At 45.8% G+C, this 12,594-nt stretch carries 13 protein-coding genes; all 13 read right to left on the bottom strand.

The window, feature by feature from the left end:
* Positions 1–2: 2 nt before the first annotated feature.
* Positions 3–1,070, bottom strand: a complete 1,068-nt coding sequence (tolA, locus tag B853_RS05155) for a cell envelope integrity protein TolA (protein WP_010447297.1) — start codon at positions 1,068–1,070, stop codon at positions 3–5.
* Positions 1,071–1,083: 13 nt separating this feature from the next.
* Positions 1,084–1,527, bottom strand: a complete 444-nt coding sequence (gene tolR, locus B853_RS05150; RefSeq protein WP_038885846.1) for a protein TolR — start codon at positions 1,525–1,527, stop codon at positions 1,084–1,086.
* A gap of 3 nt (positions 1,528–1,530) precedes the next feature.
* The gene (gene tolQ / locus B853_RS05145; RefSeq protein ID WP_010447293.1) at positions 1,531–2,229 is read right to left on the bottom strand and encodes a protein TolQ; all 699 of its coding nucleotides are present in this window, start codon (positions 2,227–2,229) and stop codon (positions 1,531–1,533) included.
* A complete protein-coding gene (ybgC, locus tag B853_RS05140) occupies positions 2,219–2,638 on the bottom strand; it encodes a tol-pal system-associated acyl-CoA thioesterase (RefSeq protein ID WP_010447291.1) in 420 nt (139 codons plus the stop codon). Before ybgC ends, tolQ begins: the two co-directional genes overlap by 11 nt.
* A 172-nt stretch (positions 2,639–2,810) precedes the next feature.
* Positions 2,811–3,113, bottom strand: a complete 303-nt coding sequence (gene ybgE / locus B853_RS05135; protein ID WP_010447290.1) for a cyd operon protein YbgE — start codon at positions 3,111–3,113, stop codon at positions 2,811–2,813.
* Positions 3,106–3,213, bottom strand: a complete 108-nt coding sequence (gene cydX / locus B853_RS05130; protein WP_000270285.1) for a cytochrome bd-I oxidase subunit CydX — start codon at positions 3,211–3,213, stop codon at positions 3,106–3,108. Before cydX ends, ybgE begins: the two co-directional genes overlap by 8 nt.
* Positions 3,214–3,225: 12 nt before the next feature.
* Complete coding sequence (gene cydB / locus B853_RS05125; RefSeq protein ID WP_010447280.1) at positions 3,226–4,362, bottom strand: cytochrome d ubiquinol oxidase subunit II; 1,137 nt, start codon at positions 4,360–4,362, stop codon at positions 3,226–3,228.
* A gap of 17 nt (positions 4,363–4,379) precedes the next feature.
* Positions 4,380–5,966 (bottom strand): cytochrome ubiquinol oxidase subunit I, encoded by a 1,587-nt coding sequence (gene cydA, locus B853_RS05120; protein WP_010447279.1) that lies wholly within the window; start codon positions 5,964–5,966, stop codon positions 4,380–4,382.
* 461 nt (positions 5,967–6,427) lie between these two features.
* Complete coding sequence (ruvB, locus tag B853_RS05115; protein ID WP_038885844.1) at positions 6,428–7,432, bottom strand: Holliday junction branch migration DNA helicase RuvB; 1,005 nt, start codon at positions 7,430–7,432, stop codon at positions 6,428–6,430.
* A 21-nt stretch (positions 7,433–7,453) separates the two neighbouring features.
* Positions 7,454–8,068 (bottom strand): Holliday junction branch migration protein RuvA, encoded by a 615-nt coding sequence (ruvA, locus tag B853_RS05110; protein ID WP_010447275.1) that lies wholly within the window; start codon positions 8,066–8,068, stop codon positions 7,454–7,456.
* A 78-nt stretch (positions 8,069–8,146) separates the two neighbouring features.
* Positions 8,147–9,598: a methyl-accepting chemotaxis protein gene (locus tag B853_RS05105; RefSeq protein ID WP_038885843.1), complete on the bottom strand. Its 1,452-nt coding sequence runs from the start codon at positions 9,596–9,598 to the stop codon at positions 8,147–8,149.
* Positions 9,599–9,715: 117 nt separating this feature from the next.
* On the bottom strand, positions 9,716–10,237 hold the full coding sequence (ruvC, locus tag B853_RS05100; protein WP_010447272.1) for a crossover junction endodeoxyribonuclease RuvC: 522 nt from the start codon (positions 10,235–10,237) through the stop codon (positions 9,716–9,718).
* A gap of 396 nt (positions 10,238–10,633) precedes the next feature.
* A complete protein-coding gene (gene aspS, locus B853_RS05095) occupies positions 10,634–12,412 on the bottom strand; it encodes an aspartate--tRNA ligase (protein WP_038885842.1) in 1,779 nt (592 codons plus the stop codon).
* Between the last annotated feature and the right edge of the window lie 182 nt (positions 12,413–12,594).

Below are 12,594 nucleotides of genomic sequence, written 5' to 3'. Positions count from 1 at the left end.
TTCTAGTCTAAAGCAACGGTTAAGTTGATATCTTTAAGTCTTTCGTTCACAGAAGCTTCGGTAGATTTTGGGAAAGTACCCACTTGAGCGATCGCACTTTTTGCAGCGGCGCACACCCTTGAATCTCCACCAAGGACCGTAACTCCTGAAACCATCATATCTGTCCCTGTCGGAATGAGTTTGATGTTTACCCTACACTCCTTTCCCAACAGGTAATCATCCTTAATCAGCCTTTGCTGAATGTTTTGAGTATAGATTGAAGACATACGCGCCAACTCATCATCAACGAACTGGTTTCGAGCTGCGGTATTCTGACTCGCTTCACTTTCTAACCCAGAGAAGATATCGTCAAGCGCAGCTTCTTGCTCTTTACGTTCACGCTCTAATCGCTCAAGACGCTCTTTTTCTTTGCGTGCTTTTTCAGCTGCTTCTTTGGCGGCTTTTTCTTTCGCAATACGTTCTTGTTCGGCTTTCGCTGCCGCTTCACGTTCGCGTCGAGCCTTTTCCTCAGCTTCTTTCGCTGCCTTCTCACGTGCTACACGCTCTTGCTCTGCCTTAGCGATTGCTGCTTCTTTGGCGATACGCTCCTGCTCAGCTTTGCGAACGGCCTCTTCTTTGGCCTTACGTTCTTTCTCCGCTTTTGCAGCTCGCTCTTTCTCTTTGCGAGTGCGCTCTTCTTCTGCCTTGCGTTCTTGTTCTTTCTTCTTACGAGCCGCTTCGGCTTCACGAGCTGCTTTGGCGTCTTTTGCCTGCTGTTCTTTCAGCTTGCGAATCTGTTCTTCTTCAGCTTTGCGGTTTTTTTCAAGCTGCTCAGCTTCTCGTCGCAACTTATCAAGACGATCTTGCTCTTTCTTCGCGGCTTTTTCGCGCTGCTGACGAATCTCTTTCGCCTGCTGCTGAACAAGTTTTGGATCAATCACCACCGCCTGAACCATTTGCCCTGTTGGCTCGGGTTTAGACATGGTGAAATCCGTCCCCCAAAGCAACGCCACGACTAACAGCGCATGCAAACCCACCGATATCGCTATCGGTTTGGTATATTCTTTGGCTTTTTTCTTGTTGTCTTTCATAGATCTTCGATGTCTATTCCCTGATATCAGTCATCAGACCAACTTTTGGAATACCAGCACGACTTAACTCATCAAGCAGAATTACTACGTCTGCGTAAGGCGTTGCCGCGTCACCACCAACTGCAACTGGCGAATCCGGTTTGATTTCGCGCTCCGCTTTTACTCGAACAATGACATCTTGCAGAGATAGACCGCGCTGGACTTCTTCATCATTCACGCTTAGTCCTAAATTACCGTCACGATCGATTTCGATGATGATGAAACTGCTATCAGTATCACCCGCCAGCTCTTGCATCGATTCTGCAGTCGACGTTTTTGGAAGATCAACGTCAACTCCTTGAGTAACAAATGGAGCCGTTGCCATGAAAATAATCAACAACACGAGCATTACGTCTATATAAGGAACGACGTTGATCTCTGCTGTCATTTTACGCTTTTTAGGTTGATAGCCAGCCATCGACTATTCCTTATCCGAGCCATCTCTGCCTGCCATTGCTTGACGATGCAGGATACTGTGGAATTCTTCAGAGAAAGTCGCGTATGTGTGCTCAAGCTTACTCACTTTATTGCTTAGACGGTTGTACGCCATTACCGCTGGAATCGCCGCAAACAGACCCATTGCGGTTGCAATCAAAGCTTCAGCAATACCAGGTGCTACCATAGAAAGCGTCGCTTGTTTTACTTCGCCCAAAGCAATAAAGGCATGCATGATGCCCCAAACCGTACCAAATAGGCCGATGTATGGGCTAATAGAACCGACTGTCGCAAGGAAAGGCAGGCTTGTTTCTAGCTCATCGACTTCACGAGCTACAGAAACACGCATCGCTCGGCCAGTGCCTTCCATTATGTAAGCAGGAGAGTTAGCGTTGCTCTTACGTAGTCGAGCAAACTCAGTGAAACCTGCGTAGAAGATTTCTTCTGTACCGCCAATCTCGTCTTTACGAGCTTTTACTTTCTGGTATAGCTGTGAAAGATCGGTACCAGACCAAAATTTGTCTTCAAACGACTCAGCGTCTTTTGATGCTTGAGATAATACTTTGCTGCGCTTAATGATCATCGCCCATGACGCAATTGACATGCCTAACAGGGTCAACATCACAAGCTTTACCAACAGACTGGCCTGAAGAAAGAGATCTAAAATGGAAATATCAGCAGTCACTATTTGTTAGCTCCGAATTGATAAAAGATGGGATAGCTATTGGTTTCATTTTCTTATTATCGATACATGCTACCTTAACAATTGTCTTGCACAATGTTTTGCCTTCATCATTGACTAATTCTTGACAGAATTGCAGAGATGCACGTTTTATTTCTGACACTCGGGTAAGAACGGTCAAATGCTCGTCCAGTCTCGCCCCTTGGTTGAAATCGATATCCATGTGTCGGACAACAAAGCCAATGTTTTGTTCCAATAACACATGCTGAGAAATGCCTTTTGCACGCAACATCTCAGTGCGTGCACGTTCAAAGAATTTTAAATAATTAGAGTGATATACAACGCCACCCGCATCGGTATCTTCGTAATACACGGTGATCGGCCAGCGGAAGGGATTTGATGTGCCTTGCAAGGGAGTACCAGTAATTTCAATTCTTTAAAGCAATTACTATAACTGAAGCGGCAGTAATTGGTACTGAGCGAAGGGAATATTTTTGAATTTTGTAGAAAAAATAAAAGCCAGACAATAAGTCTGGCTTTTATTTCGATGATTTAATAACCGACTTTATTTCAGAACGTAACGCTTACATGAAATACAGTGCAGTTAGATAACTTAAGATAGCAAGTGAGAAATAAGGACTGAACAACACTTGCCAGTACCAGTTTCTTGGTTTGAAACCTACCCCATATACCATGCTGGAGCATAATGCCCAAATCAGCGCTGGTGCAATAAATGCGTTAAAGCCACCAATCTCTCGATGATACGCATTTGGGTCCCACATCACCAATCCAACATGCATAAAGCCGAGGATTAAGGCCAAGACTCTCAACAGAGTCTTGTCCATTGGTTCGTGAAGTTTTGCTACCTTGTCAGCGAGATTACTCACTGTCTTTATCCATCATTTCAGTATGCTCTAACCAAAGAGCATTGATGATACCGAATGCACAAGCAAGTAGTACACCTAGAATCCATGCGAAATACCACATAGTGATCGCTCCTTAGTAAAGTGAGTTTTTGTTTTCTTCAATAAACTTGTCATCCAAGCGACCGAACATCTTGTAGTAAGTCCAAGACGTGTAAGCCAGGATGATTGGAACCATAACAAACGCAACGCCTGTCATTAGGTTCAACGTCAGCTCAGATGAAGTTGCATCCCACATTGTCAGACTTTGGTTTGGCATTAGGTCTGAAGGCATTACGAATGGGAACATTGCAAAACCAGCAGTGAAGATAACACCAGCATTACCAAGGCTTGACGTTAGGAATGCAATACCACACTTCTCTAGGCGAGATGCCAATACCGCTAGAAGTGGCATTGCAACACCCAGTACAGGTGCAGCCCATAGCAGTGGGTAAGCTTCGAAGTTGTTCATCCAAGCACCAGCTTCACGGATAACCTCTTTGTTTAAAGGGTTAGAAGCGGCTGCTGTGTCGATACCACCTACGATTACGTAACCTTCGATGCTTTGGATCCAGAAACCTGCTACTACAAATGCAACCACTGTTAGTAGACCAGTTAGCTGAGCTACGTTACGAGCACGAGTATGTACTTCACCAGTTGTCTTCATTTGAAGCCAAGTTGCACCTTGCATTAGGATCATAAACAAGCTCACTAGACCACAAAGCAGAGCAAATGGGTTTAGTAGACCAAAGAATGAACCATGGTACGTTGGCATTAGGAAATCGTTCAATTGGAATGGTACACCTTGTAGAAGGTTACCAAACGCAACACCGAAGATGATTGGTGGAACGAAGCCACTGATTGAGATACAGATATCCCAAGTGTTGCGCCACTTTTTATCTTCAATCTTTGAACGGTAATCGAGACCGATTGGACGTAGCCAAAGTGCCGCTAGGGTAACGATCATCGCTAGGTAGAAACCAGAGAACGATGTTGCGTAAACCAAAGGCCAAGCTGCGAACAATGCACCACCAGCGGTGATAAGCCAAACTTGGTTACCATCCCAGTGCGGAGCGATTGAGTTAATCATTACACGACGTTGAGTGTCGTTTTTACCGATAATAGGTACAAGCGCGCCTACACCCATATCGAAACCATCAGTAATTGCAAAACCAACTAGTAGAACACCGATCAGTACCCACCAGATGAATCGCAAGATTTCGTAATCAAACATCTTGTTGTCTCCTTGCCTTACGCTTCTACTTGGCGGCTAACTTTGTCTTCAACAGAGTCAGCATTCTGCTCGAAGTGGTAGCGACCAGTTTTCAGGCTGCTTGGACCTTTACGAGCGAATTTCACCATTAGGTATACTTCTGCAATTAAGAACGCAGTGTATAGCGCTAGGATTGCAAATAGTGAAGTCCAGATTTCACCAGCGGTTAATGCTGACGCTGCTACGTGTACTGGTAGGATTTCACCAACAGCCCACGGTTGACGACCGTATTCTGCAACAAACCAACCAGCTTCAATCGCAATCCAAGGTAGAGGGATGCTGAATAGCGCAGCTTTAAGAATCCATTGTTTCTGCTCAATTTTCTGACGACATGTCTGAACGAATGCAGCACCAAAGACGAATAGCATAATGAAGCCACACGCAACCATGATACGGAACGACCAGAATAGCGGCCACACTGTTGGGATAGAGTCATCCGCAGCAGCTTGGATTTGGTCTTCTGTCGCATCAACGACGTTGTCGGTATAGCGCTTCAGAAGTAGGCCGTAACCTAGGTCACCTTTCACTTCGTCAAACGCAGTCATGTTTGCTTCAGATTTGTCACCTGCACGCAGTTTTTCAAGCAATTCGTACGCATACATACCCGTGCGGATGCGGTCAACGTGCTCCTCACGCAGATCATGTAGGCCTGTTACTTGCTCGTCAAATGAACGAGTCGCGATGATACCCATAACGTAAGGGATCTTGATTGCGTAATCAGTGTTCATCGTTTCTTGGTTTGGAAGACCAAACAGCGTAAATGCCGCAGGCGCTGGCTCTGTGTGCCATTCTGCTTCAACTGCTGCCAGTTTCACTTTTTGTACTTCACCAAGCTCGTAACCAGATTCATCACCTAGCACGATAGTAGACAGGATTGCTGCCATACCGAATGAAGCTGCAATCGCGAATGAACGACGAGCAAATGCGATGTCACGACCTTTGATTAGGTAGTATGAGCTGATACCCAACACGAACATTGCACCACACGTGTAGCCAGATGCTACTGTGTGTACAAACTTAACTTGCGCTACAGGGTTTAGTACAACTTCTGCAAAGCTCACCATTTCCATACGCATGGTTTCGAAGTTGAATTCTGCACCAACTGGGTTTTGCATCCAGCCGTTTGCGATAAGAATCCAAAGTGCAGAGAAGTTAGAACCAAGCGCAACCAGCCAGGTTACCGCTAAGTGTTGACGTTTTGATAGACGATCCCACCCGAAGAAGAATAGACCAACAAAAGTTGACTCCAGGAAGAACGCAACCAGTGCTTCGATCGCCAGTGGCGCACCGAAAATGTCACCCACGTAGTGCGAGTAGTAAGACCAGTTCGTACCAAACTGGAACTCCATGGTTAGGCCGGTAGCCACACCAAGTGCAAAGTTAATACCGAATAGCTTACCCCAGAACTTGGTCATGTCCTTATAGATTTGCTTGTTCGTCATTACGTACATTGATTCCATAATGGCCAAAAGGAAGGCCATACCAAGAGTCAATGGTACGAATAGGAAGTGATACATCGCTGTCAGTGCAAACTGCAACCGCGACAGATCAACTACGTCAATCATGGTAACTCCTATGTGTCGGCTGAATGACACTCTCTACATATTGCATTCCATACACAAGTGTTATTTACACTTGAAAGATGTTGAATTATCACAGCATCTTGTTGCAAAAATGTGCTTCATTGGTTAGTTAATTGTTAAGCATCAGCTAATATAGCTAGGGCTAATATTACTTCTAAAAACAGATTGTTTCAAAAGGTTTATGGCGGGATTCCGCTTTGATGTATATCAATATTTCATCTGTGAATTTGCACAAAAATCCATCACATTGATCCAGATCAACCGATATTCGATGAGTATGTTAATGGGAGGTAATCAGGAGAGTTTTGTCAGAGTTAGGTAAGAACATAGTATTAACAATCTATAAAATGCTCTTACCTAAAAAGTATTAGTTGGGATTTGATAAATGAGACTCTCATCACTCTTGGTGAAATATCAAGCACGCATTTGTCAAATATGGAATCTTACTTTTCAATTCCAAAATGCAGATAAGCACGATCGGTGGCAATTCTCCCACGCGGGGTGCGTTGTAAATAGCCTTGTTGGATTAGATATGGTTCAAGAACGTCTTCGATAGTGTCTTTCTCTTCACCGATCGCCGCCGCCATGTTGTCCAAACCGACAGGACCACCGCCAAATTTCTCCATGATCGCTAATAGCAGCTTACGGTCCATATAATCGAAACCTTCAGCATCCACATCGAGCATGTTCAAGGCTTTGTCTGCCGTTTCTACACAAATATGCCCATTGCCTTTAACTTCGGCATAGTCACGAACGCGGCGTAACAGGCGGTTAGCGATACGAGGTGTACCACGAGCACGGCGAGCAACTTCCAACGCCCCTTCCGATTCCATCGACAGCCCTAAACAATCCGCACTACGCTGAACGATATCTTGCAAGTCTTTCACTTTATAATACTCAAGGCGTTGCGTAATACCGAAACGATCACGAAGTGGCGAAGTTAAAGATCCTGCGCGCGTCGTTGCACCGATCAGAGTAAAAGGAGGCAGATCAATTTTGATAGAACGAGCAGCTGGACCTTCACCAATCATGATGTCTAACTGGTAGTCTTCCATTGCTGGATACAACACCTCTTCAACCATTGGGCTTAAGCGGTGGATCTCGTCAATGAACAGCACGTCGTTTTCTTCTAAGTTGGTCAACAGCGCTGCTAAGTCCCCAGCTTTCTCAAGCACAGGGCCAGAAGTGGTGCGAATGTTCACTTCCATCTCATTGGCAACGATGTTCGCAAGCGTGGTTTTACCCAAACCTGGAGGACCAAAAATCAAAAGGTGGTCAAGCGCTTCATTTCGCAGTTGAGCGGCTTTGATGAAAATCTCCATCTGATCACGCACGTGATCCTGACCTTGGTAATCCGCCAGCTTCTTAGGACGAATCGCGCGGTCGATGACGTCTTCTTCACGAAACGAAGGATTTTCTGGCGCGATTAAACGATCGGCTTCAATCATATTGTTCCCTTGGACTTTCCGTTACACCATCGATTTTAGTGCTTCACGGATCAGTTGCTCACTGGTCATATCCGGTTTAGCGATCTGAGAAACCACTTTCGACGCTTGAGTCGGCTTGTAGCCTAGAGCAAGAAGCGCACTGATTGCTTCTTCTTCTGCGTTGTTAGAAGCCGCAGAACCAGCGTCCGCAGGTGCAGCATCGGTAAACGGAGTGAACAAATCACCAGCGCCCCAACCTTTCAGGCGGTCTTTCATTTCAACGACGAGGCGTTCAGCCGTCTTCTTACCAACACCCGGAAGTTTTACAAGCGTTGAAATGTCTTCACGCTCTACGCAAGAAACGAATTGGCTTGCCGTCATGCCAGAAAGGATACCCAGACCTAGCTTAGGACCAACACCGTTCGCTTTAATCACTTCACGGAAAAGTGCACGCTCTTTTACTGTGTTGAAACCGTAAAGCAATTGCGCGTCTTCACGCACAACAAAGTGAGTATAAATAATGGCTTCTTCGCCGACATTTGGCAGTTCGTAGAAGCAGCTCATTGGCATCTGAACTTCATAACCAATGCCATTAACTTCAATTAAAACTTCAGGTGGTTGCTTTTCAAGCAGAGTGCCGCGAAGACGTCCAATCACTATAAATACTCTTTGGAAATGAATTTGCGACAGGATAATAAAGAACTGGATAGACATCCAGTTCTTTATGCAGTGGGTTTAGATTTTTGAGACAACTTGATCAAGCTGTTGAGTGAGGTTACGCACTGCGACTACTTGGCCGTTCAGCTCAGCGCCGTATTGCGCTACCGTCTCAGCGATGGTTTTGGTGTTAACTACGCCATTGGCGACCTCACTGCTCGCTTCATCCAACTCTTTGAGTGCCGTCATTTGTGTTGCCATGATACTGGACAGGCTCTGTACATCATGAGAAATAGTGGTCACTTGCTGAATAATGGTGTTCATCCGCTCGGTACTTGACGTCACAACACTTTGACCATGCTTTACTTCTTGCTCACTGCGATCAAGTAAGTTGCGAATTTCCACCGCGGACTCACTGCTCTTGGCAGAAAGATCGCGTACTTGGTCGGCAACTACAGCAAAGCCCCTACCTTGCTCGCCCGCTCTTGCCGCTTCAATTGCCGCATTGAGTGCCAATAGATTGGTTTGTTCCGCGACCGACGTAATTAAGTCTGCCACTTTCATGATGTCTTCATGGCTGCTGATTATTTGGCTGATAGCTTGGGTGGAGTCTTCGAGCAACTCAGAACTTTTCTCCGCTTGTTGGTGAACCTCTTCACTTTTCTCACGCAACTCTTCAACGAACTTGCCCGACTCTTCAATCCCTGTCGCCATATGATGCACTTGCTGGCTCATCTGCTCTGCCGCGCTGGCTTGGGATTCACTGTTTACATTAAGTGCATTCACTTGAACATCTAACTGAGAAGATTGTTTATCGAGCACTTGGGAAACTTGCTTGAGCTCAGTCGAATTCTGGTTTGCTTGCTCTAGTACCTCGGCCAAACGCAACTCCCCTTCTGTTGCCTTTTGCGCCACCAACTCACTCTCTGCTTTGGCTTTCTCAGCACTTTCAATCGCAATATCTCGCTGCTTGGCAGTAAAGGCTTGTGCAATACAAATCACCACCAGTGGTAGCACAGTACCCGACCATATCTCTACACGCTGCGCAGATTCAGACAACACGAGTTGAGGGAAACTAACACCAGACACATGCTGGAATGTCATGAACGCAGAAACCGCTATCACTAACGCGCTCCAAGAGATCGCTATGATGCGAGTGCCAGATAAGAAGAAAGCGACAACTAACAGAGGAACCCAATAGGTTTGCGTAGAATCAACCACACCACCACTTTGGTAAATGATATTGAGCGCGTGTACCGACATGCCGACAAAGCCAAGATTGAGCGACAATGCCGGTTGCTTGAACCACTTCAGGCTGAAAGCGGATACCAGTTCGAGTGCAATTAAGAGTACTGAGGTGAAGATTAAGCTTTCATGTCCATGTTTGGACCATTTGATCAGGCTGTAGATCCCGACGAGAAAAGCGATGAAAGTGAATAGAGAAAGGATGTCAGCTTGACGTTGTTGTGTTCTTGTCCATTGAGTTTGGCGCGGCATAAATGCACTGCGCCACAGCGTGGCTGGATTCATGTTCAATCTTCCTTGATTGATTTCTTATTAGACCTCTGACCACTATAGTTTTGTAACATTTTATCAACAAATCTAATCCTTAAATCTGTCTGAGATGTCTCATTTTTAATAATACAATTAACGGTAACGACCTTTTCTTGCACTGGTCGCTTTACCAGCGAGCGCCACCAGCGTCTTATTGGTATTGGCATGACAAATGGCGACGCCTAGCGCATCGGCAGCATCGGCTTGAGGCTTGGCTGGCAACTTAAGCATGTGTTGAACCATATGCTGTACCTGCACTTTGTCCGCACCACCCGTACCTACTACCGCCTGCTTGATCAGACGCGCAGCATATTCATACACCGGAAGATCGGCATTTACCGCCGCTACAATTGCACTGCCACGAGCCTGACCTAGCTTTAGTGCAGAATCTGCGTTCTTTGACATAAAGACTTGCTCAATCGCAAACACATCTGGTTGAAACTGGGTAATGATTTCCGTTACACCTGCGTAGATTTGCTTGAGTCGACCTGGCAACTCTTTTTCAGAAGTACGGATACAGCCACTGCCTAGATATTGCAGATGACGACCTTGTTGGCGAATCACGCCATAACCAGTAATGCGAGAGCCTGGGTCAATGCCCAAAATAATTGACATGAAGAGTCCTAATCAATAACTCACTAAATTTATGAGAATTATACCCAAGTGACTTCAAGATGCAGGATTCAGAGCATTGTCATTGATTCGAGGTCAAGGAAAACAACGCAGCGGAATAGCCAGCTCTTTCCAAGTTGTTTGACGCAACCATTGGTTTAATAAAAATCGAGTCAATGACACGCTCCCGAAGGGCACTCTTTACAAATAGTAAGGGACTTGGCTTGTATACTTTGTTGTCGATTCTTGATTTGGACCCACCAAACCTTTAAATCGCCGCCGCGTCTACAAACCAAGTCATTCTCGCTGAACCTAGCATCTCGAGGTTACTTGGGTATATATGCCATTAAAACAAAAACTCCCGCAGGTGCGGGAGTTTTTTCTTTAATTGTTGTGCGCTTATTCTGCGTCTTTTTCTTTCGCAACTGTCACTGCAATCGCTAGCTCTTCTAGAGCCGCTGGGTTTGCAAGGCTTGGTGCGTCTGTTAGTAGACACGCCGCTGCAGTTGTTTTAGGGAACGCGATAACATCACGGATGTTCTCTGTACCACATAGCAGCATTACTAGACGGTCTAGACCGAATGCAAGACCAGCATGCGGAGGCGTACCGAATTTCAAAGCGTCCAGTAGGAAGCCGAATTTCAGTTGTTGCTCTTCAGCATTGATACCTAGGATATCAAATACTGCAGCTTGCATTTCTGCGTTGTGAATACGTACAGAACCACCGCCTACTTCGTAGCCGTTTAGAACCATGTCGTATGCGTTTGAGTTCGCAGCTGCTGGGTTCGCTTTTAGCTCTTCCGCTGTCACACCTAGAGGCGATGTAAATGGGTGGTGCATAGCGTGCAGGTTGCCTTCGTCGTCTTCTTCGAACATTGGGAAGTCAACAACCCATAGAGGAGCCCAAGTGCCTTCTTTCGTTAGCTCTAGGTCTTTACCAAGTTTAAGACGAAGTGCGCCTAGTGCTTCAGCAACGATGTTTGCTTTATCTGCGCCGAATAGGATGATGTCGCCAGATTCCGCTTGAGTGCGATCTAGAATACCGTTGATCACGTCTTCGCTTAGGAATTTAGCTACTGGAGATTGGATACCTTCCATGCCAGCTGCACGGTCGTTAACCTTCATCCATGCAAGACCTTTCGCACCGTAGATACCTACGAATTCTGCGTAGCCATCGATTTGCTTACGAGTAAGCTCTGCACCACCAGGAACACGGATAACTGCAACGCGACCTTTCTCGTCGTTTGCTGGGCCAGAGAATACTTTGAACTCAACGTCTTTCACTAGGTCAGCAACGTCTACTAGCTCTAGTGGGTTACGTAGATCAGGCTTGTCAGAACCGAAACGACGAATCGCTTCGCTGAATGGCATTACTGGGAATTCACCTAGGTCAACGTTCAGCAGCTCTTGCCACATTTCACGAACCATTTTCTCAGTCGTTGCACGAACTTGGTCAGCCGTCATGAATGACGTTTCGATATCGATCTGAGTGAATTCTGGTTGACGGTCAGCACGCAAGTCTTCATCACGGAAACACTTAACGATTTGGTAGTAACGGTCAAAACCAGACATCATCAGAAGCTGTTTAAATAGCTGTGGAGACTGAGGAAGCGCGTAGAAGCTGCCTTTGTGAACACGGCTAGGTACTAGGTAGTCACGAGCGCCTTCTGGTGTCGCTTTAGTCAGTACAGGAGTTTCGATGTCTAGGAAGCCGTTGTCATCTAGGAAACGACGAACAAAGCTAGACGCTTTAGCACGTAGCTTGATACGGTCGCTCATTTCTGGACGACGTAGGTCTAGGTAACGGTATTTTAGACGTTGCTCTTCAGAGTTCTTTTGGTTGAAGTCTAGAGGCAGAACGTCGCTGCGGTTGATGATTTCAAGACCTTTCGCAAGGATCTCAACTTCACCTGTTGCCATGTCTTTGTTTACTTGGCTTTCTGGACGAACGCGAACTTCACCAGTTAGCTTGATACAGAATTCATTACGAAGTGTGTTCGCCACTTCATACGCATCTGCCATATCTGGATCAACAACTACCTGAACGATACCTTCACGATCTCGCATATCGATAAAAATAAGACCGCCTAAATCACGACGACGGTTAACCCAGCCGCAAAGTTCTACAGTTTGTCCTGCAAGGGACTTGTTCAGGTGACCACAGTAATGGGTACGCATAATGAAATTCCCAATCTCTCAAATATTGTTAACTACGCTCTGTCAGCCTCATTGCCGAGCAGAGTAAAGATCCATTTATACGCTGAAAGCCTATGAAAATCGACTACTCAACATACAATTAAGTGTGTTTTATCATTCATTGGTGGTTTTTAGTACAACAAATGTTCAAAAGCGCACCAAAG

Source organism: Vibrio rotiferianus CAIM 577 = LMG 21460, assembly GCF_002741985.1.
Classification (GTDB): domain Bacteria; phylum Pseudomonadota; class Gammaproteobacteria; order Enterobacterales; family Vibrionaceae; genus Vibrio; species Vibrio rotiferianus.
Note: the sequence above shows the minus strand (reverse complement) of the source record. Positions and strands in the feature narration are given on the sequence as shown.

Coding starts and splice junctions, on each gene's coding strand:
- tolA (WP_010447297.1), bottom strand. CDS start 1,070: ATGAAAGACAACAAGAAAAAAGCCAAAGAATATACCAAACCGATAGCG.
- aspS (WP_038885842.1), bottom strand. CDS start 12,412: ATGCGTACCCATTACTGTGGTCACCTGAACAAGTCCCTTGCAGGACAA.
- B853_RS05105 (WP_038885843.1), bottom strand. CDS start 9,598: ATGAATCCAGCCACGCTGTGGCGCAGTGCATTTATGCCGCGCCAAACT.
- ruvC (WP_010447272.1), bottom strand. CDS start 10,237: ATGTCAATTATTTTGGGCATTGACCCAGGCTCTCGCATTACTGGTTAT.
- cydB (WP_010447280.1), bottom strand. CDS start 4,362: ATGTTTGATTACGAAATCTTGCGATTCATCTGGTGGGTACTGATCGGT.
- cydA (WP_010447279.1), bottom strand. CDS start 5,966: ATGATTGACGTAGTTGATCTGTCGCGGTTGCAGTTTGCACTGACAGCG.
- tolR (WP_038885846.1), bottom strand. CDS start 1,527: ATGGCTGGCTATCAACCTAAAAAGCGTAAAATGACAGCAGAGATCAAC.
- cydX (WP_000270285.1), bottom strand. CDS start 3,213: ATGTGGTATTTCGCATGGATTCTAGGTGTACTACTTGCTTGTGCATTC.
- ruvB (WP_038885844.1), bottom strand. CDS start 7,432: ATGATTGAAGCCGATCGTTTAATCGCGCCAGAAAATCCTTCGTTTCGT.